The 17,641-nt window shown below is 69.4% G+C and carries 21 protein-coding genes; 12 read left to right on the forward strand and 9 right to left on the reverse strand.

Annotated features, from left to right (window positions below; genetic code table 11):
* Nucleotides 1-87: 87 nt before the first annotated feature.
* From MKK65_RS26900 to MKK65_RS26915, 4 genes are all read right to left on the reverse strand, one after another.
* On the reverse strand, nucleotides 88-1,149 hold the full coding sequence (locus MKK65_RS26900; RefSeq protein WP_243961174.1) for an MBL fold metallo-hydrolase: 1,062 nt from the start codon (nucleotides 1,147-1,149) through the stop codon (nucleotides 88-90).
* 76 nt (nucleotides 1,150-1,225) lie between these two features.
* On the reverse strand, nucleotides 1,226-1,462 hold the full coding sequence (locus MKK65_RS26905; protein WP_243961176.1) for a DUF6894 family protein: 237 nt from the start codon (nucleotides 1,460-1,462) through the stop codon (nucleotides 1,226-1,228).
* 104 nt (nucleotides 1,463-1,566) lie between these two features.
* Nucleotides 1,567-2,688, reverse strand: a complete 1,122-nt coding sequence (locus MKK65_RS26910; RefSeq protein ID WP_243961178.1) for an aromatic ring-hydroxylating oxygenase subunit alpha — start codon at nucleotides 2,686-2,688, stop codon at nucleotides 1,567-1,569.
* Nucleotides 2,689-2,995: 307 nt separating this feature from the next.
* Nucleotides 2,996-3,637 carry an ATPase gene (locus MKK65_RS26915; RefSeq protein ID WP_243961180.1) on the reverse strand — a complete coding sequence of 214 codons (642 nt, stop codon included), beginning with the start codon at nucleotides 3,635-3,637 and terminating at the stop codon, nucleotides 2,996-2,998.
* A 295-nt stretch (nucleotides 3,638-3,932) separates the two neighbouring features.
* Here MKK65_RS26915 and MKK65_RS26920 point away from each other — a divergent pair, with 295 nt between their 5' ends.
* From MKK65_RS26920 to rimM, 5 genes are read left to right on the forward strand one after another with little or no spacing between them, the layout of a single operon-like run.
* Nucleotides 3,933-4,160 carry a glutathione S-transferase gene (locus MKK65_RS26920; RefSeq protein WP_243961182.1) on the forward strand — a complete coding sequence of 76 codons (228 nt, stop codon included), beginning with the start codon at nucleotides 3,933-3,935 and terminating at the stop codon, nucleotides 4,158-4,160.
* Between the two features lie 18 nt (nucleotides 4,161-4,178).
* On the forward strand, nucleotides 4,179-5,759 hold the full coding sequence (gene ffh / locus MKK65_RS26925; RefSeq protein ID WP_243961183.1) for a signal recognition particle protein: 1,581 nt from the start codon (nucleotides 4,179-4,181) through the stop codon (nucleotides 5,757-5,759).
* Complete coding sequence (locus MKK65_RS26930; RefSeq protein WP_243961185.1) at nucleotides 5,756-6,091, forward strand: chorismate mutase; 336 nt, start codon at nucleotides 5,756-5,758, stop codon at nucleotides 6,089-6,091. Before ffh ends, MKK65_RS26930 begins: the two co-directional genes overlap by 4 nt.
* A 4-nt stretch (nucleotides 6,092-6,095) precedes the next feature.
* Entirely contained in the window at nucleotides 6,096-6,458 is a 363-nt protein-coding gene (gene rpsP, locus MKK65_RS26935) for a 30S ribosomal protein S16 (protein WP_147896965.1), read from the forward strand.
* Between the two features lie 12 nt (nucleotides 6,459-6,470).
* Entirely contained in the window at nucleotides 6,471-7,166 is a 696-nt protein-coding gene (gene rimM, locus MKK65_RS26940) for a ribosome maturation factor RimM (protein ID WP_243961187.1), read from the forward strand.
* 34 nt (nucleotides 7,167-7,200) lie between these two features.
* Here the strand turns inward: rimM and MKK65_RS26945 are convergent, their stop codons facing one another.
* The gene (locus MKK65_RS26945) at nucleotides 7,201-8,121 is read right to left on the reverse strand and encodes a LysR family transcriptional regulator (RefSeq protein ID WP_243961189.1); all 921 of its coding nucleotides are present in this window, start codon (nucleotides 8,119-8,121) and stop codon (nucleotides 7,201-7,203) included.
* 92 nt (nucleotides 8,122-8,213) lie between these two features.
* Here MKK65_RS26945 and MKK65_RS26950 point away from each other — a divergent pair, with 92 nt between their 5' ends.
* Nucleotides 8,214-8,999 (forward strand): NAD(P)H-dependent oxidoreductase, encoded by a 786-nt coding sequence (locus MKK65_RS26950; RefSeq protein WP_243961191.1) that lies wholly within the window; start codon nucleotides 8,214-8,216, stop codon nucleotides 8,997-8,999.
* Nucleotides 9,000-9,044: 45 nt separating this feature from the next.
* Here the strand turns inward: MKK65_RS26950 and MKK65_RS26955 are convergent, their stop codons facing one another.
* Nucleotides 9,045-9,764: a class I SAM-dependent methyltransferase gene (locus tag MKK65_RS26955; protein ID WP_243961193.1), complete on the reverse strand. Its 720-nt coding sequence runs from the start codon at nucleotides 9,762-9,764 to the stop codon at nucleotides 9,045-9,047.
* Between the two features lie 75 nt (nucleotides 9,765-9,839).
* On the opposite strand from MKK65_RS26955, the gene trmD reads away from it, so the two are divergent.
* The gene (gene trmD / locus MKK65_RS26960) at nucleotides 9,840-10,583 is read left to right on the forward strand and encodes a tRNA (guanosine(37)-N1)-methyltransferase TrmD (RefSeq protein WP_243961195.1); all 744 of its coding nucleotides are present in this window, start codon (nucleotides 9,840-9,842) and stop codon (nucleotides 10,581-10,583) included.
* 352 nt (nucleotides 10,584-10,935) lie between these two features.
* The gene (locus MKK65_RS26965) at nucleotides 10,936-12,102 is read left to right on the forward strand and encodes a phosphoserine transaminase (protein ID WP_243961197.1); all 1,167 of its coding nucleotides are present in this window, start codon (nucleotides 10,936-10,938) and stop codon (nucleotides 12,100-12,102) included.
* Between the two features lie 558 nt (nucleotides 12,103-12,660).
* On the opposite strand, the gene MKK65_RS26970 is transcribed toward MKK65_RS26965, so the two are convergent.
* Together MKK65_RS26970 and MKK65_RS26975 are read right to left on the reverse strand one after the other, a co-directional pair.
* Nucleotides 12,661-13,074, reverse strand: coding sequence for a hypothetical protein (locus MKK65_RS26970; protein WP_243961199.1), 414 nt, complete (start codon nucleotides 13,072-13,074; stop codon nucleotides 12,661-12,663).
* Nucleotides 13,075-13,302: 228 nt separating this feature from the next.
* Complete coding sequence (locus tag MKK65_RS26975) at nucleotides 13,303-14,280, reverse strand: SDR family NAD(P)-dependent oxidoreductase (protein ID WP_243961201.1); 978 nt, start codon at nucleotides 14,278-14,280, stop codon at nucleotides 13,303-13,305.
* A gap of 117 nt (nucleotides 14,281-14,397) precedes the next feature.
* Between MKK65_RS26975 and MKK65_RS26980 the strand changes: the two genes are divergently transcribed.
* From MKK65_RS26980 to MKK65_RS26995, 4 genes are all read left to right on the forward strand, one after another.
* Nucleotides 14,398-15,327 carry an AraC family transcriptional regulator gene (locus MKK65_RS26980; RefSeq protein WP_243961203.1) on the forward strand — a complete coding sequence of 310 codons (930 nt, stop codon included), beginning with the start codon at nucleotides 14,398-14,400 and terminating at the stop codon, nucleotides 15,325-15,327.
* Nucleotides 15,328-15,418: 91 nt separating this feature from the next.
* Nucleotides 15,419-16,216 carry a heme ABC transporter permease gene (locus MKK65_RS26985; RefSeq protein WP_243961207.1) on the forward strand — a complete coding sequence of 266 codons (798 nt, stop codon included), beginning with the start codon at nucleotides 15,419-15,421 and terminating at the stop codon, nucleotides 16,214-16,216.
* Nucleotides 16,217-16,227: 11 nt separating this feature from the next.
* Nucleotides 16,228-16,371: a heme exporter protein CcmD gene (gene ccmD, locus MKK65_RS26990; RefSeq protein WP_058193846.1), complete on the forward strand. Its 144-nt coding sequence runs from the start codon at nucleotides 16,228-16,230 to the stop codon at nucleotides 16,369-16,371.
* Nucleotides 16,368-16,973: a DsbE family thiol:disulfide interchange protein gene (locus MKK65_RS26995; protein ID WP_243961208.1), complete on the forward strand. Its 606-nt coding sequence runs from the start codon at nucleotides 16,368-16,370 to the stop codon at nucleotides 16,971-16,973. Before ccmD ends, MKK65_RS26995 begins: the two co-directional genes overlap by 4 nt.
* A gap of 3 nt (nucleotides 16,974-16,976) precedes the next feature.
* Here the strand turns inward: MKK65_RS26995 and MKK65_RS27000 are convergent, their stop codons facing one another.
* Nucleotides 16,977-17,591, reverse strand: a complete 615-nt coding sequence (locus MKK65_RS27000; RefSeq protein ID WP_243961209.1) for a septation protein A — start codon at nucleotides 17,589-17,591, stop codon at nucleotides 16,977-16,979.
* Between the last annotated feature and the right edge of the window lie 50 nt (nucleotides 17,592-17,641).

Below are 17,641 nucleotides of genomic sequence, written 5' to 3' on the forward strand. Positions count from 1 at the left end.
CCCCTCCGTCGAGAGCACCGCTTGCGGGCCGCATACGGCATCTTGCATGCATCGTGCCCGACGCGGCTGCCGCCGGTATTCCGACCCTCAGGCCGCCCAGACCTGCCCCGGCCGCAGGGCCAGGAACCGCTCTGGGGCGATGCCCTGCGCCTCCAGCGCCGCGGCCAGCGCCTCGACGGGGCGCTCGATGCCCTCGTCGGTAAGCTGGAAGGTGCCCCAATGGTGGCCGAGCGCCTGCTCGGCCCCGAGGAGCGCGAACGCCTCCACGGCCTCGGCGGGGTTCACGTGCTGCGCCTGCATGAACCAGCGCGGCTCGTAGGCACCGATCGGCAGCGTCGCCAGGCGCGGGGCTCCGAACCGGGCGCGGATGTCGCGAAACAGGCCGCCGTCGCCGAAGCCGGTATCGCCGACATGGTAGTGGACCCCCTGGGCCGCGGTGAGCACGAAGGCGCACCACAGGGCCATGCGCCGGTCCTGCACGCCGCGGGCGGACCAGTGGTTGGCGGGGGTCAGGTGGACGGCCAGTCCGTCGCCGAGATCGACCGATTCGCCCCAGTCGCGGGTCTCGACATGCATCGTGTCGTCGAAGTTGCGCAGGATCGTGTCGTTGCCCAGGGGCGCCACGATCAGCGGCTGGTGGGCCTGCCAGATCCGGGCGAGGCTCGGCCCATCGAGATGGTCGTAATGGTTGTGGGTGATCAGGACCACGTCGATCGGGGGCAGATCACCGAACGCGATCCCTGGCGGATTGACCCGCTTCGGTCCGGCGAAGCGCAGCGGGCTGGCGCGCTTGGCGAAGACCGGATCGATCAGGATGTTGCGGCCAGCGACCTGCACGAGATAGCTCGCATGGCCGATCAGCACGACGCGCAGCGATCCGCTGCGTTCGGGCGGACGGTCCGCGGGGAACGGGCTGGGGTAGCTCTTGGGCCAGGGCTCGCGCTGCCGCTTGGCCTGCCAGCGCAGCACGTCCGGCAGGGATTTGTCGGTAGCCTGGTCCGGTAGGAAGAACCGCAGCCCGTCGAAATGATCGGATTTCGGTCCGCGATAATACGGGTTCTTGCCCCGCCGGTGAGCGGCATAGCCCACGCCGCCGAGCGTCATGACCGTGGCCGCACTCGCGACCGTGAGCAGGCTGCGCCGTTTCATGGAGGGGACATGGCCGGCAAGGCGCCGTGGTCAAGCTCCTTCGGCCGCGACGGGGAGCCTCAGGGTCGTCTTTGCCTCACTCGACGGCTTCCGCGGCGAGCGACAGGCGCGCGCGGAACACCACCTTGCCGACCGCGTCGCGCACGCAGGCGACATAATCCTGGCGCTCGACGTCGGGCAGCATGTCGCGGGCGATCGCCGACATGATCCGGGTCACCTTGGCGCGAGCGGCGGGCAGATCCGGCAGGTCGAAGCCGACCTCGTCGCGGACCGGCTGGGAGCCGTCATGGAGGTCGATGAAGAAGCGAGGCATCGGCGCGCAGCGTCTCGAGGGAAATAATTCCATAACATGAGTGCGCAATTATAGTTAATGATGCGTTAATCGCCTCAAATAGTTATCTATAACTGTCCTACAAATCAGGAGCGCCAGCGCAGCTCGCGCTGTTCCAGCGGGTTCACGAACGCACGACCCGCCCGGGCCGATTCCAGGGCCTCGCGCTTGAGGCGGAAATACCATTGCGAGGGCAAGTCGCCCTGGCCGAACAGCACCATGGTCGGCTTGCGGTCCAGGCCGTCCTGGGCGTGCTGGAGCACCTGCTGATCCTGGGTCAGGAACTGCCGCATCAGCGGCCAGGCGATGGGCTTGAGCAGGTTCAGGGCCGGCATGCTCCAGTAGAGGGCGTTGGTGAGCAGCGTGCGGTCCGGCGTGAGTGGCGTCGCGAAGGTGTAATTGGCCACGCGCTTCTCGCCGGCGCGGATGCGCTCCAGGCGGACGCCGGGCAGCCGGAACTCGATCTCGACCTCCGGCACGCCGCCGAGCAGGCGGTAGACCGGCGAGCTGGTCGTGGTGGCGTGGCTGGTCATGACGAAGCCGTGCGGCACCGGCTGAAACGTCTTCACCTTCTCGCGCAGCTGCTTAGACGGGCGGAACCACCAGCTGTCATGCACGAAGGCGACGTGGCCGGGATCGACCAGGCTCAAGGTGGTGAGATCGTAGGAGGCCTCGACCACAAGTTCGACGACCAGAGACCCGGCCGGCTTGAAATCCAGCTCCGGCACCGCCGCAACCGGGCCGGCAGCGGGTCCCAGACGCGGGTTCACCCACAGGAACCCGGCGCTCTCGCAGACCGGGAAGCGCTGGACCTGGATGCGCGAGAAATCGGCGGCATCATGCTCGGAGAGCGTCGGCACATCGCGGCAGCGCCCATCCGTGCCGAAGCGCCAGCCGTGGAACGGGCACATCAGCGTGTCGCCGTCGAAGCGGCCCTTCGACAGGGCCATGCCGCGATGCGGGCAGCGGTCGCGCAGGGCAAAGGGGATTCCGTCCGGCGCGCGGCCCAGGACGATCTGCTCGCCGTTCAGCTCCACGGCGCGAAGCCCGGTGCGACCGAGGCTGCGGGACTGGCCGACGCAGTACCACGCATTGCCGAGCGGCTGGCGCATGGCCTCGGGATCGAGGGCGGCGTCTTCGGCGGGACGCGGCAGGGACGTGACGGGAGCGGTCAAGGGGTTTCGGGCTGGCCTCGGAGCGCCCGTCATACGCCCGCCGGACCGGGGGCGGAAGCGGTGTCCCGGGGAGGACAAACGGGCGCAGCCGCGGGGCTTCACAAGCGGCGGTGAGCCACCTACCTTGGCATCACCCGCAACGAACGAAAGGAGGTGATCCAGTGTCTCATTGTCATCAGCCGTCAGTCTCGGCTTACCGGACCTGGACCGTCGCCTCCGGCGTGTCGCTCTAAGACGCGTCTGAGCCCCGATTTCGGGACAGTTCCGCCGGACATGTCGGTTCGGCAATGCGAAGGGCCATCCTCAAGGGTGGCCCTTCGGCTTTTCAGGGCTTGAATGTTCAGCGTTTCGGAGCCTGGAACAGCGGCTGGGCCAGGGCCTCGGTCCGCGCCCGCCACAGGTCGCGCTCCTCGCGCAGGGCATCGCGCTCGGCCGCGATCGCGTGACGCTCGACCCGCAGCGCGTCGCGCTCGGCAACGGCCCGGTCGCGCTCGATGCGCATGTGCTCGCGCTCCTGGCGAAACCGCTCGCGCTCGCTGCGGAACTCCTCGCGCTCGGCGCGGACCTCTTCCTGCTCGGCGCGCAGATCCTCGATCGAGCCGATCTCCTCGCGGATATGCTCGCGCAGCGTCCGAATCTCCTCGGCCAGGATCGCCTGCAGCTCGTCCTGACGCTCGGCCTCCAGCCGCAGCTTGGCCTTGAGCATCAGGTTCTCGGCCATCAGCTCGGACACGTCCGCATCCTCCGCGGCCGACAGCGGCCCTTCGGGCTGCGCCACGAGCCGGGGCGACCACGCCGTCTCCGCACCGCGCGGCGCCTTGGCCTCCGACTTGGTTTCCTGCAGAGCTTCGTCCGGCCGATCGTGGCCGCGCAGCTCGGCCGGGCTGTGGGTCTTCATCGTCGCGAGCCAATCCCGCAAGGGACCGGGGGCAATGCGGCTGCCGGTCTCGTGCGGCGGTAAGGTGCGGGCGGGTTCCGACATCGGCGGTCGTCCTGAACGGGTGCTGCCCGATCAGAGTCCCAACATGCTTAACGATCCGTAAAAGTTAATGGACGGGTTCAACCCTGAGGTGGTTTGCGGCCGAGGACACCGAAAATTGACTTTTGCGGCCGCGGCCGCTAACCCCCGCGCTTCCGATCCGTAGTTGATCGCCACGACACGAAGCCGACCGGCCCCTGAGGCCGGAGGTCAACGCCCGACAGCGCGTCCGCGCCCTCGGGCGCGATCTGTGTTGGGCCGATCCGCCGCGCCGGAATCCGCCGGTCGAGGCCTTCGCATGCCCCAAGTCGCCGTGACCCAAGCCGCATTGAACGTTGCGGACGCGATCAACGAGACCTGCCCGTGGTCGGGCAAGCCGATTTCGGCCGACTCGCTGACGCTCTATAACGGCGCCGTCGTCGGCTTCTGCGATCCGGACTGCCGGGACAAATTCGCGAGCGCCGTGCGCAGCTTCGAGGCCGCCCTCCAGGCGCGCCGCGTCGAGCGCGCCGGCCTCGAACAGTAAGCGCGGGTCCGAAAAACCATGTTCGAAGGCCTGTCCGATCGCCTCTCCGGAATCCTCTCGGGGCTCACCCGCCGGGGTGCCCTGACGGAAGCCGACGTCACTGCAGCGATGCGCGAGGTCCGCCGCGCCCTGCTGGAAGCCGACGTGGCCCTGGAGGTTGTGCGCGGCTTCACCGACCGGGTGAAGGAGAAGGCGGTCGGCGCCGTCGTGCTCAAGTCGGTCACCCCCGGTCAGATGGTCGTCAAGATCGTCAACGACGAGCTGGTGGCGATGCTTGGCACCGATGCCGAGGTGATCGATCTCAACGCCCCCGCCCCGGTGCCGATCCTGATGGTCGGCCTTCAAGGCTCGGGCAAAACCACCACCACCGCCAAGATCGCCCGGCGTCTGTCCGAGCGCGAGAAGCGGAAGGTGCTGCTCGCCTCGCTCGATACCCGGCGCCCGGCCGCCATGGAGCAGCTCGCGGTGCTGGCCAAGCAGGTCGGCGTCGAGAGCCTGCCGATCGTGGCCGGCCAGTCGGCGGTGCAGATCGCCAAGCGCGCCATGGAGGCGGCCCGGCTGGGCGGCTTCGACGTGGTGATGCTCGACACCGCCGGCCGTACCACGGTCGACGAGGCCCTGATGGTCGAGGCGGCCGAAGTGAAGGCCGCGACCCGGCCCCACGAGGTGCTGCTGGTCGCCGACGCGCTCACCGGCCAGGACGCGGTCAACACCGCCCGTGCCTTCGACGAACGTCTCGGCGTCTCCGGCATCGTGCTCACCCGCATGGACGGTGATTCCCGAGGCGGCGCGGCGCTCTCGATGCGCGCCGTCACCGGCAAGCCGATCAAGCTCGTCGGCACCGGCGAGAAGGTCGATGCCCTTGAGGAGTTCCACCCGGCCCGCGTCGCCAACCGCATCCTCGGCATGGGCGACATCGTCTCCCTGGTCGAGAAGGCCGCCGAGACCATCGACCACGAGCAGGCGCTCCGCACCGCGGAGAAGATGCGCAAGGGCAAGTTCGACCTGGAGGATCTCTCCATGCAGCTCGCCCAGATGGAGAAGATGGGCGGCATCGGCGGCTTGATGGGCATGCTGCCCGGCATGGGCGCGATGAAGAAGCAGGTCGAGGGCGCCAACCTCGACGAGAAGATGTTCAAGCGCCAGCGGGCGATCATCTCGTCGATGACCCCGCACGAGCGCAAGAACCCCGATCTGCTGAAGAACTCCCGCAAGAAGCGCATCGCGGCGGGCTCGGGCGTCGATGTCTCGGAGATCAACAAGCTCCTGAAGATGCACCGGACCATGGCCGACATGATGAAGGCGATCGGCTCGGGCAAGCGTGGGATCGGGCAGGCGCTCGGCTCGATGTTCGGGCTCGGCGGCGGCGGCATGGGTGGTGGAATGGGCGGCATGCCCGGCCTGCCCCCCGGCATGCCCGAGCCGACGCCCGAGCAGATCGCGCAGATCGAGAAGCAGTTCGGCGGCAAGCTGCCGCCGATGCCGCCGGGCCTGGGCGGAGGTGGTTTGGGCGGGATGCCGAAGATGCCAGGGCTTCCCGGCCTCGGCGGCGCGAAGCTGCCCGGCCTCGGTGGCTTCATGCCGGGGAAGAAGAAATGAGCGTCCTCGCCGCCCAAGCGGTTGATCCCGAGCTCGCGCGCCTGCGCGACAGCATCGACAATTTCGATGCGGCGCTGATCCATCTGCTCGCCGAGCGCTTCCGCTGCACGCAGCGGGTCGGCGAGCTCAAGGCCCGAAAGGGGATCCCCCCTTCCGATCCGGACCGGGAGGCGCGTCAGGTCGCCCGGCTCCGCACGCTCGCGGTCGACGCCAAGCTCGACCCCGATTTCGCCGAGAAGTTCCTGGCCTTCGTGGTCAAGGAAGTCATCCGGCACCACCAGACGATCGCGGCCAACCATGCGCCGTCGGTCGAAGAACAGAGAAAGTCGTAAAACAATGGCCCTGAAGATTCGTCTCACCCGTGGCGGCGCCAAGAAGCGCCCGTACTACCGCATCGTCGTCGCCGACGCCCGCGCGCCCCGCGACGGCCGCTTCATCGATAAGGTCGGCGCTTACGACCCGATGAAGCCCAAGGACGATCCGGCCCGGATCCAGCTCGATGCCGAGAAGATTCAGGGCTGGCTCGCGAAGGGCGCGCAGCCGACCGACCGGGTCCTGCGCTTCCTCGACCAGGCCGGCCTGGCGAAGCGCCCGACCCGCAACAATCCGCAGAAGGCCGAGCCCGGCGAGAAGGCCAAGGAGCGCGCGACCAAGCGCGCCGAGAAGGCCGCGGCGCCCGCCGAGGACGCCGCCGCGTAAGGCGGCCTGGCCATGGCGCGCCGCCCCGCAGGTTCATTCTCCCGCGACGGCGGTCGCCGTGGCCGCGTCGGCACGGCGATCGGTGCCATCGCGCCCGAGGCCGCGACCTCGCCCAAGGCACCGGCCCCGAAGCCGGCAGCGCCGCCCGTGCCGCCCGACGCGAATCTCGTCCTCCTGGGCGAGTTCGGGCGCGCGCACGGGCTCAACGGCGAGATCCGCCTGAAATCCCACACCGGCGATCCGTTGGCGATCGCCGGCTACGGGCCGCTCCTGACCTCCGACGGTCGGACGCTGACGCTGTCGGGCGTACGCACCGCCCCCGGTTCCTCCCCCGACATCCTGATCGCCCGGGTCAAGGATATCGGCAGCCGGAGTGCCGCCGAGACGCTCAATCGCGTCGCCCTGTTCATCCCCCGCGACCGCCTGGCGGAGCCTGAGGATGACGACGAGGTCTACGCGGCCGACCTGGTCGGTGCCACTGCGATGGACGAGGCTGGAACCGTCGTCGGCACGGTCGTGGCGGTGCCGAATTACGGCGGCGGCGACCTCCTCGAACTCCGCCCCGCTGCGGGCGGCGCCACGGCGTTGCTGCCGTTCACCAAAGCGTTCGTGCCGGTCCTGGACCTCCCGCAGCGGCGTGTAACCGTGGTCCTTTCGGAGGATTTCTTCGCGCCGGTGGGCGAGAAGCCCGCCGACGATCCGGGCTGACACCCCTATTCCGGAACTGGTGTGCCCGGCCGGCTCACGGCCCATCAATGCCAGGAAGCTCCGTCAGCGCGGCCACCAGGGCATCAACCACCAGGCGGACGCGCCGGATACGGATGCGGCTTGGCGCGATTAGGATTGAGAGCGGAACAGGCTCGGGCACGTAGTCCGGCAGGACGTGGTCGATCGCGCCCTCCGCCAGCAGATCGTCGACGAGCCAGACATGGGCGGTCGCAATTCCGCGGCCCTGCGCCAGGGCCTCGCGGGCGGCCAAGCCGTGATCGACCAGTAGGCGGCCGCCCACCGGAACCCGGATTGTCGCGCCGTCCGGCCCATACAGGCACAGCGTGTCGCTGCCGGCGACATTGCTCATGCGGATCGTCGGATGCCGCGACAGGTCGTCCGGTCTCTCGGGCCGGCCGTGATCCGCGAGATAGCGACGCGACGCCACCAGGATCCTGCGCGAGCGGCCAACGGCCTTGCGCTGCAGGCTGCTCTCTGGCAGCGGGCCGAGCCGGATCGCCACATCCATCGCCTCACGCACGAGGTCAATGCGCTCATCGGTCAGGCTGAGATCGACGTTGATTCCGGGATAGCGATCCTGGAACGCGAACAGCGCCCGGCAGACATGGCGAACGCCCAAGGCCGCCGTGCAGGACACCCGCACCGTGCCGGTCAGGTCGCCCCCCGCGTTCCGGACGCCGTCCGTGGCCTCCTCGACCATCCGCAGGATGGTACGAGCCTCAGCGTGAAAGCGCCTGCCCTCGTCTGTCAGGATGATGCGCCGCGTGGTCCGGTTTAACAGCGTCGCGCCGAGCGCGGCTTCCAGCTCGGCCATGTGCCGGCTGACGGTCGATTGCCCAACGCCTTGCTCGCGCGCCACCGCCGACAGGCTGCCGCGCTCGACCACGCGGACGAAGCTGCGCATCCGCTCCAGCGTAACGTCCGATCTATCCATTGCGCGGAACGATCCTATCCCGCCGTGCCGTCTACCGGATGGTTGAACGGGCTTCTAGCTTCGCGGCTCCTCTTACCCAGCGAGACCGCCTCATGAAGATCCTCGTCGTCTCAGCCCATCCGGATCCCGCATCGCTGACGAACGCGCTGCGCGGCGTGGCGGTAGACCAGTTGGAGGCGGACCGACACGAAGTCCGCGTCACCGACCTCTACGCCGCGGTCTGGAAAAGTGCGGTCGATCGATTCGACTTCCCGAGCCTGCCGGAGGCGGGGCGCCTGCAGGTTCCGGCCGCGTCCAGCGCGGCGTTCGCCACCGGGATCCTGACAGACGACGTGATCACCGAACAGGCTAAGCTGCTCTGGGCGGATGCCCTGATCCTGGTGTTCCCACTCTGGTGGTTCTCAATGCCTGCGATCTTGAAAGGATGGGTCGACCGGGTCTACGCCTACGGGTTCGCCTACGGCGTCGGCGAGCATAGCGAGACTCGCTGGGGCGACCGCTACGGCGAGGGCACACTGGCCGGGAAACGCGCGATGCTGGTCGTGACCGCCGGCGGCTGGGAGAGCCATTACGGCCCCCGGGGGATCAACGGGCCGATCGACGATCTCCTGTTCCCGATCCAGCACGGCGTGCTGTTCTACCCAGGCTATGACGTGCTCCCGCCCTTTATCGTCTACCGAGCTGATGGACTGAGCGAACTCGCCTTCGCGGCGACGGCAGAGAGCCTGCGGGCGCGGATGCGCACCCTGTTCAGCACACCCCCCATCCCTTACCGGCGGCAGAACGGTGGGGATTACGCAATCCCGTCCATGGAACTGCGGCCCGACCTCACCCCAGATCTGAGCGGCTTCGCGGCCCATCTGGACGGATCGCAGTAGGACGCCGGCTGCGTGCCAGGATCCTGATCGCGCCAGCCGAAGCGGTCAGCGCGGCGTCGCGGCATCCCGGCACGGGCGGATCGTCTCCGGGCGCGGCCGGTCCTCCGGCGCAGGCGCGACGAACACCGCCAGGTAGGCCCCCCCGCTCAGGGGGTGGAACCCGGTCTCCCGGTACCCGGCGGCGGCGAGTTCGCAGCGGAGCAGCGCTGGCGGGGTGCCGTGCCGCGATGGGATGTCGTCGGCGTCGACGATGCCGATCCGGCCGCCCGGGCGCATTGCCGGGGCGAGGTTGTGCAGCAGGCCGAAGGGCTGGGCGATCTCGTGGTACATGTGCACGAGGATCGCGGCATCGACCGAGGCCGGGGGCAGGCGCGGATCGTGAGCTTCGCCCCGCACCACCGTGACGTTGTCGAGCCCCTTCACACGCCGCTCCAGGCTTGCCAGGTAGGCGGGAGTCACGTCCTCGGCCAAGACCTTGCCATCGGGCCCGACCCGAGAACTCAGCCGCACCACGTAATAGCCGCTGCCGGCGCCGATATCGGCCACCGTCTCGCCGGGGGCGATGCCCATCCCGCGGGCGACCGCATCGAACTCGCCGGCCTTGTCGCGCTCGGCCTCCGAGGACCATTGCGGCGCCACGATCTCGGCCACGGGCCGGTCGGGCTTCGGGAACGCATTCGCGGGAGTGCCAGGAGGCGACAGAGGCGCCGCCGCGAGGGCCGGTCCCGCCAGCAAGACGGTGAGGAGAAGCGTGCGCCGGATCATCGCCAACAACCCTCGATGGGCCCGAACGGTGCCCGGGGCGTTGACCGTGCCGCACCCCGCGCGCGATCAAGCGCCATGACGCGCGCGGAAACGCCCTGGCGGGCCACGATCCTCACTCTCTACCCGGAGATGTTCCCGGGACCGCTCGGCGTGTCCCTGTCGGGCGATGCGCTCGCCCGGGGCGACTGGAGCCTGGAAGCCCGCAACATCCGCGAGCACGGGCTCGGCCGTCACCGGGCGGTGGACGACACGCCGGCCGGCGGCGGCGCCGGCATGGTGCTGCGCTGCGACGTGCTCGCCGCCGCCATCGACGCCGCCGCCGGGCCGGACGACCCGCGTCCGCGGCTGCTGATGTCGCCGCGCGGAAAGCCGCTAAGCCAGGCCCGGGTGCGGGAACTCGCCGCCGGGCCGGGGGCGCTGATCGTCTGCGGCCGGTTCGAGGGCGTCGACGAACGGGTCATCGCCGGCCGCGGCCTGGAGGAGGTCTCGATCGGCGATTACGTGCTGTCGGGCGGTGAGATCGCCGCCCTGGTGGTGCTCGACGCCTGCGTGCGGCTCCTGCCCGGGGTGATGGGCAAGGCGCAATCCGGCATCGAGGAGAGCTTCGAGGGCGGGCTGCTCGAATATCCCCACTACACCCGGCCGCGCGACTGGGAGGACCGGCCGATCCCGGAGGTGCTGTCGGGCGGCAATCACGGGGCCATCGCCAGGTGGCGGCGCGCGGAAGCCGAGCGGATCACCGCCGAGCGGCGCCCGGACCTTCAGGCGGGTTCCAATCAGGCCGGCTCCAAGTCGATCACCGGTCCGTCGAGGTCGTAATCCAGCGGATCGAGCTGGAGCGGCTGCCCTGCGGGACGGCGCAGCCGACCCGCCAGGGCCGGGCGGGTCGCTAACGCACCGATAACCATAAGTAAAACCGACCAAGCCGACACTATCGCAGCACTGTGGAAAGACATCAGCGTACCTCAAACACAACACGGCACGGCATTAAGGCTAACGTCCCAAGATTAATCGACGGTTCCAGACCGCCGGACGGCTCGTCCCGGCCTTGGCCATGCGCCGAAGACTATAGACCGGACAAGCGCTTGCCAGGGCCCCGGATTGGGCGCATCCCCGGCGCGGGACACTCCTCCCCGCCGAGGAGCGCCCATCTGCAAGGATGGATCCGACGATGAGCCGACCCGACAGGCGCCCGCGCGTTCCGCATTTCTCGTCCGGCCCCTGCGCCAAGCGTCCGGGCTGGACGCCGGCCGCCCTGGCCGATGCCGCGCTCGGCCGGTCGCACCGCTCCAGCATCGGCAAGACCAAGCTCGGCCGGGCGATCGACCTGACCCGGTCGGTCCTGCGGGTGCCCGACGATTACCGGATCGGCATCGTGCCGGCCTCCGACACCGGCGCCGTCGAGATGGCGATGTGGACCCTGCTCGGGCCGCGCCCCGTGGAGGTCGCCGCCTGGGAGGCGTTCGGCAAGGAGTGGGTCACCGACGCGCTCAAGCAGCTCAAGATCGCGCCCCGGATCCACCAGACACCCTACGGCGTGCTGCCGGACCTGTCGGCGATCGACACCCGAAACAGCGACGTGGTCTTCACCTGGAACGGCACCGCCGCCGGCGTGAAGGTCCCGAACGGCGACTGGATCGCCGCCGACCGTGCCGGCCTGACGATCTGCGACGCCACCTCGGCGGCCTTCGCGCAGCCGCTGGCCTGGGACAAGCTCGATGTCGTCACCTTCTCCTGGCAGAAGGTGATGGGCGGCGAGGCCGCACACGGCATGCTGATCCTCTCGCCCCGGGCGGTGGAGCGTCTGGAAAGCCACGTCCCGGCCTGGCCGCTGCCGAAGGTGTTCCGGCTCGCCAAGGACGGCAAGCTGATCGAGGGCATCTTCAAGGGCGATACGATCAACACGCCCTCGATGCTGGCGGTGGAGGATTACCTGGACACCCTCGACTGGGCGGTGCGGATCGGCGGCCTGCCGGCGCTCCACGCCCGGGCGGACGCCAACGCCAAGGCGATCTACGACTGGGTCGCCCGGACCCCGTGGATCGCGCCGCTGGCGGTCGACCCCGCGACCTACTCGAACACCGGCGTCTGCCTGGTGATCGCCGACCCGGACGTCCTCGCCCGCGGCGACGCGGCGGTGGCGGCCCTGGCCTCGGGCATCGTCGAGCGCCTGGACCGCGAGGGCGTCGCCCTCGATGTCGGCGCCTACCGCGACGCCCCGGCGGGCCTGCGGATCTGGTGCGGCGCCACCGTGGAGACGGCCGATCTCGAAGCGCTGACGCCGTGGTTGGACTGGGCGTTCGCCGAGGAGAAGGCGGCGCTGAGCCAAGCGGCGTAGCGGGGTCGGGCGGGCGCAAGGCTGGTACGAACCTGTCGGCAGTCGTTCGGCCGGATCGACGCAGCGCTTCTCGGCGCAGCCATCCCTGTCCATCGGCCCGGCGCCCGTCAGGCGCGCCACCGCGCCTCTGCCGTCGGAAGGGCGGGGCCACCGCCGGATACGGCGCTTCCGGCGCCCATTCCGCAACAGACATGTCGGAGGCGTCGGCAGCCCGATCCCGGCTCCGGGCTGCAAAACGCGGCAGCTGCCCAGCCGGTTATGGCACGCTCACTGGTAAGGGCGCGGGTTGGAAAGCCGGTCGCTTCAAACCGCGATCCTCACCGGCGTTGTGAGGACCGCGTCGCACCCTCAGGCCTGAGGCCGATCCGTTCGCGTGGAAGAGGGTTTCGTTCGCCCCATGTCGGGGATGCCGGTCTCCATCCGAGTTGTCTTCGACGCGGACATCTGTCGGTCGTGCGTGATTCGCGATCGAAAGCGGGAACCGGCGAAGCAGCCCTTGAGATGCGCGACGCCTGCAATCGATCGAAGCCCGTCATCAGGACAATTTCGATCGTCGCGTCATCCGGCGACGGGCCTGACCACCACGTCTTCGGCGTCGACGAGGGTTGCCATGACATGGGTCTGGATCCGAGCGAAAACCCTGTCGCGATCACCCGTGTCCTGCATCAACAACACGCACGAGAGGGCGATCACCTGCGGGGTGCAGTCCGCCCCTTGAGCCAGGAACTCACGGATCGCATCCACGAGGGACGCGCGCGCGTCTTCCTCCGGCAGGGAGTTCAGGACATGCGCGCAGTCTTGCCGCAGCGATGCGATCTCGCTGTCCACGACAGAAACCCAGTGCCGGCTATGGTCATAGATGAGCCAGCGCACGGACCGCGCGGCCACGGGGGCTAGCCCCGCGAGATAGCGCTGAGCGGCTGCGTCATTGAACATGATGAGGGCTTTAGCTCCGGCGGCTTTGAACGCCAACGTCTCGGATGACCACTACAGAGTTCACCGGATACGCGTCGACAAGCGCCCGCAATCGGTCGCGCGGGGATGCGACGGCGGCGCCTGCCGTTTGCGACGCTCGCGCGAGAACGGACAGCCGCAAATCCACCCGGACCGTATCACGGCCAGGCGGATTGACGTCAGAGCCGTAGACACACGGGCACTGTCCAGCCTCGGCAGATCCGCAAATCGCGTCTGCCTGCGCGGTCACGAGGCACAACCAGCGGACCGTCCGAAGAACCCGGCCCCGGTGAGGTCGGCGGACAACGCCCATAACCGCTCAGCCGCCTCGGGATCCACGGCATACGCCTTCACGCCCACGAACGGCGCTCCGACCGCCTCAGCCCGCACGGCCACGTCGCAATCCTCACAATAGAGCCCCCCAAGCCCGTCGAGCAGGGGCGACGTCGCCGCCCAGACCTGGGTGGCGGCGCCCTGGGCCGGCGTCTTGAAGGTCGGGTCTGCCAGCGCGCCGGACGCGTCGAGCCAGCCCTCCGCGATCATCTCGGCCCGGGTCAGGTGGCGCTGGAGCGGCGTGAGGATTTTCCCCGGATGCAGCGAGAAGGCGCGGATGCCCCGGTCCCGGCTGAGCCGGTCGAGATGGACCGCGAACAGGGCGTTGGCGGTCTTCGCGTGGCCGTAGGCACGCCACTTGTCGTAGCCAGAGGCGAAGTGGAGATCGTCCCAGCGGATCGGCGAGAGGTGGTGCCCGGCCGAGGAGACCGCGATCACCCGGGCGCCGGGCCGGAGCAGCGGCAGGAGGTGATTGGTCAGGGCGAAATGACCGAGATGGTTGGTCGCGAATTGCGCCTCCCAGCCCGGCCCGACCCTTCTCTCCGGGCAGGCCATGAGGCCCGCATTGTTGATCAGCCAGTCGATTGGCCGGCCGGCGGCCAGCACGCGCTGGGCGAAACGCCGGACGCTGGCGAGGTCCGACAGGTCGAGGGCATCGACCGTGACCCCGGAAATCGTTCGCGTCGCCATCCGGGCGGCGTTCGTGTCGCGCGCGCCGACGAGCACCGCGGCGCCGGCTTCCGCGAGCGCCCGGGTGGTTTCGAGGCCAAGGCCCGAATAGCCTCCGGTGACGAGGACGTACCGCCCGGTCAGATCCCGCCCGGCCAGAACCTCGGCGGCCGTGCTGCGAGCATCGAAGCCCGATCCGAGGGGCTTTTGGTCATCGGTCATGGTCCTGCTCCGCGGCGGCGGCGATGGGCCGCTGTATCGCCGCGATGATCGACCCGGCGCGCCGGACGCTCCATGCTGCCCCGTCCGCGATTCCTATGCGGGCGTCCGGTTGTTGCCATGGACCCGCTCTCCGACATCCTGTCGCTGCTCAAGCCCAAAGGCGTTCTCAGCGCCGGCCTCGATGCCGGCGGGGATTGGGCGATTCGCTTCCCGGCCCATGACGGGATCAAGTTCAACACCGTGGTGCGGGGCGGTTGCTGGGTCGCAGTGGAGGACGAGGGCGGGCCCATTCGGATCGCGGCCGGCGACTGCTTCCTGCTGACCCGGGGGCGGCCGTTCCGGCTCGCCACCGATCCGGGGCTGCCGGCGATCGACTCCGCCACGATCTATGACCACGCGGAAAACGGCGTCGCGACCTGCAACGGCGGCGGCGACTTCTTCCTGGTGGGCGGACGCTTCCTCTTCTCGGGTGATGCGGCCGGCCTGCTGTTCGATGCACTCCCGGCCATCGTGTCGATCCGGGACGCCTCGAACCAGGCCGCGATCCTGCGCTGGGCGCTGGACCAACTGAGCGTCGAGTTGCGCCTCGGCGCGCCCGGCAGCACCCTGATGGCCGACCATCTCGCGCAGATCATGCTGCTGCAGGTGCTGCGGCTCTGGCTCGCCTCCGAGCGTCCGGTCGGCTGGCTCGGGGCCCTCGCCGATCCGCGGCTCACGCGGGCGCTCGGGGCCCTGCATGCCGAGCCGGCGCGCCGCTGGACGCTGGCGGAGCTCGCCGAGCGCGCCGGCATGTCGCGCACGACCTTCGCAGACCGGTTCCGGGCGGTGGTCGGGCAGCCGCCGCTGGCCTATCTCGCCGGCTGGCGGATGCAGCTCGCTGCCGACCGGCTGCGCTGCTCGGATGCGAGCATTGCGTCCGTCGCGTATGCCGTCGGCTACGAATCCGAGACTGCGTTCCGCACCGCCTTTCGCCGCCGGATGCTGTGCACCCCGATGCAGTATCGGCGGAGAATGGCCGCATTGTTGCTGCACCGCACCCTGCGCTAAAGCTCGTTCGGAAAAGGTGGAGGCCGGCTTTTCGGACGCGATGACGCGACCGAAACCGGACCGCCGGGACGCAGTCCGAGACCGAGCCGCGATGACGCCTTCCCTCTGGACCCGCCTGTCGAATCCCAGCCACTTCATGCGCTGGTCCGGCGCCCTGGTGCCGTGGCTCGCCGCCCTGTCGGTGGGCCTGGTCGGCCTGGGGCTGTACCAAACCTTCTTCGTCGTGCCGCCCGACTACCAGCAGGGCGAGACCGTGCGGATCATGTACATCCACGTCCCGGCGGCCTGGCTCGGGGTGTTCTTCTACGGCGCCATGAGCCTGTCGGCGATCGGCACCCTGGTTTGGCGCCATCCCCTGGCCGATGTCGCCCAGCGCGCTGCCGCGCCGATCGGGGCGGCCTTCACGCTGATCTGCCTCGTCACCGGCTCGCTCTGGGGCAAGCCGATGTGGGGCACCTACTGGGTCTGGGACGCGCGCCTGACCTCGATGCTGATCCTGCTGCTGATCTATTGCGGCATCATCGCCCTGTGGCGCACCCTCGAGGAGCCGAACCGCGCCGCCCGGGCCGTGGCGATCCTGACGCTCGTCGGCGCGGTGAACCTGCCGATCATCAAGTTCTCGGTGAACTGGTGGTCGACCCTGCACCAGCCGGCCTCGATCCTGCGCATGGGCGGTTCCACCATCGACCCGTCGATGCTCTACCCGCTGCTGATCATGATCGGCGCGGCGACGCTGGGCGGCACCACGCTCCACCTCTACGCGATGCGCACCGAAATCATGCGCCGCCGGGTGCGAACGCTGACCATCCGCGAGGCCGAGCGCCTCGACCGGACCCAGCCGCGCCTCACGCCGAAGCCCGCCGGGATGCCGGTCGGGCAGCCGGTCTAGGAATCTTGCTGATGGATCTCGGGTCTCATGGCGGCTTCATCGTCGCCGCCTACGCGTTCACGGCCCTGGTCATGGCCGGCCTGATCGGCAACGCGCTTCGCGACCGGCGTGCGCAGCTGCGCGCGCTCAAGGGTTTTGGGGAGGATCGGCGGTGAGCGGCGACGACATCGCGGATCGGCCGCCTCCGGTCCGCCGCTCGCTGCTGCTGGTCGTCCCGGTGCTGGCCTTTGCCGCCCTGGCCGCGGTGCTGTTCCTGCGCCTGCGCTCGGGCGCCGATCCGGCCGCCCTGCCCTCCGCGATGATCGGCAAGCCGGTGCCGAGCTTCACCCTGCCGGCGGTCCCGGGGCTCAAGGTCGGGGACGCTCCGGTGCCGGGCCTGTCCAGCGCCGACCTGAAGGGCCAGATCACGGTGATCAACGTGTTCGCCTCGTGGTGCGCGCCCTGCCAGGTCGAGCACCCGATGCTGATGCGGCTCGCCCGGGAGCCCGGGATCCGGCTGGTGGGCATCGACTACAAGGAGCCGAACCCGGCGGCCGGCCAGCGCTTCCTGGCCCGGCACGGAGTGCCGTTCAGCGCTGTCGGGGCCGATGCCGATGGACGCGCGGCGATCGATTTCGGCGTCTACGGGGTCCCTGAGACCTTCGTGATCGGACCGGACGGCGTGATCCGCGACAAGCTCGTCGGCATCCTCACGCCGGACAATTACGCCAGCGTGCTGACGCGGATCCGGGCGGCCGGGAAGGTCGCAGCCCGCTGACCTTCACTCGCCCGGCTGCGGCTCCTTGCGCTCGTAGCGGGTCAGCAGCGGCGTCTGGGCCAGGGCGAACAGCACGGTGAGCGGCATGATGCCGAACACCTTGAAATTGACCCAGAAATCCTCGGTCTGGGTCCGCCACACGACCTCGTTCAGCGCCGCCAGGACGAAGAAGAACAGACCCCAGCGGAAGGTGAGCTTGCGCCAGCCCTCCTCGGTGAGGCTGAACATCGAATCGAGCACCACCGACAGGAGCGAGCGCCCGAAGGCGAGGCCTCCGAGGAGCACGGTGCCGAACAGCGCGTTCACGATGGTCGGCTTGACCATGATGAAGGTCTTGTCCTGCAGCGCGAGCGTCAGGCCGCCGAACACCACCACGACCACGCCGGACACGAGCGGCATGATCGGCAGGCGCCGCACCAGCACGAAGTGCACCGCCAGCGCCACCACGGTCGCCGCGATGAACACGCCGGTGGCCACGAACAGCTTCTGGTCGGGCGCGACGCCGAGCTTCTCCGAATAGGCGTTGCCCAGGAAGAAGATGACGAGCGGCCCGAGTTCCAGCGCCAGCTTCACGAGCGGCGGCAGGTGGCGGCGGGGAGGAACGGATTCGATCTGCATGCGCGTCAGTTGGCTCGGATGCGGCACCCGCGCTAGGCTGGCAGCTAGGC

The organism is Methylobacterium sp. J-001 (assembly GCF_022829565.1).
GTDB lineage: Bacteria > Pseudomonadota > Alphaproteobacteria > Rhizobiales > Beijerinckiaceae > Methylobacterium.

Bases quoted from the DNA above. Each gene is read 5' to 3' on its own strand.
- MKK65_RS26975 (WP_243961201.1), bottom strand. From the start codon at position 14,280: ATGACCGATGACCAAAAGCCCCTCGGATCGGGCTTCGATGCTCGCAGC.
- MKK65_RS26930 (WP_243961185.1), top strand. From the start codon at position 5,756: ATGAGCGTCCTCGCCGCCCAAGCGGTTGATCCCGAGCTCGCGCGCCTG.
- trmD (WP_243961195.1), top strand. From the start codon at position 9,840: ATGACGCGCGCGGAAACGCCCTGGCGGGCCACGATCCTCACTCTCTAC.
- MKK65_RS26965 (WP_243961197.1), top strand. From the start codon at position 10,936: ATGAGCCGACCCGACAGGCGCCCGCGCGTTCCGCATTTCTCGTCCGGC.
- rimM (WP_243961187.1), top strand. From the start codon at position 6,471: ATGGCGCGCCGCCCCGCAGGTTCATTCTCCCGCGACGGCGGTCGCCGT.
- MKK65_RS26900 (WP_243961174.1), bottom strand. From the start codon at position 1,149: ATGAAACGGCGCAGCCTGCTCACGGTCGCGAGTGCGGCCACGGTCATG.
- MKK65_RS26955 (WP_243961193.1), bottom strand. From the start codon at position 9,764: ATGATCCGGCGCACGCTTCTCCTCACCGTCTTGCTGGCGGGACCGGCC.
- MKK65_RS26920 (WP_243961182.1), top strand. From the start codon at position 3,933: ATGCCCCAAGTCGCCGTGACCCAAGCCGCATTGAACGTTGCGGACGCG.
- MKK65_RS26905 (WP_243961176.1), bottom strand. From the start codon at position 1,462: ATGCCTCGCTTCTTCATCGACCTCCATGACGGCTCCCAGCCGGTCCGC.
- MKK65_RS26980 (WP_243961203.1), top strand. From the start codon at position 14,398: ATGGACCCGCTCTCCGACATCCTGTCGCTGCTCAAGCCCAAAGGCGTT.
- MKK65_RS27000 (WP_243961209.1), bottom strand. From the start codon at position 17,591: ATGCAGATCGAATCCGTTCCTCCCCGCCGCCACCTGCCGCCGCTCGTG.
- MKK65_RS26915 (WP_243961180.1), bottom strand. From the start codon at position 3,637: ATGTCGGAACCCGCCCGCACCTTACCGCCGCACGAGACCGGCAGCCGC.
- MKK65_RS26985 (WP_243961207.1), top strand. From the start codon at position 15,419: ATGACGCCTTCCCTCTGGACCCGCCTGTCGAATCCCAGCCACTTCATG.
- MKK65_RS26945 (WP_243961189.1), bottom strand. From the start codon at position 8,121: ATGGATAGATCGGACGTTACGCTGGAGCGGATGCGCAGCTTCGTCCGC.
- ccmD (WP_058193846.1), top strand. From the start codon at position 16,228: ATGGATCTCGGGTCTCATGGCGGCTTCATCGTCGCCGCCTACGCGTTC.
- MKK65_RS26950 (WP_243961191.1), top strand. From the start codon at position 8,214: ATGAAGATCCTCGTCGTCTCAGCCCATCCGGATCCCGCATCGCTGACG.
- MKK65_RS26910 (WP_243961178.1), bottom strand. From the start codon at position 2,688: ATGACGGGCGCTCCGAGGCCAGCCCGAAACCCCTTGACCGCTCCCGTC.
- ffh (WP_243961183.1), top strand. From the start codon at position 4,179: ATGTTCGAAGGCCTGTCCGATCGCCTCTCCGGAATCCTCTCGGGGCTC.
- rpsP (WP_147896965.1), top strand. From the start codon at position 6,096: ATGGCCCTGAAGATTCGTCTCACCCGTGGCGGCGCCAAGAAGCGCCCG.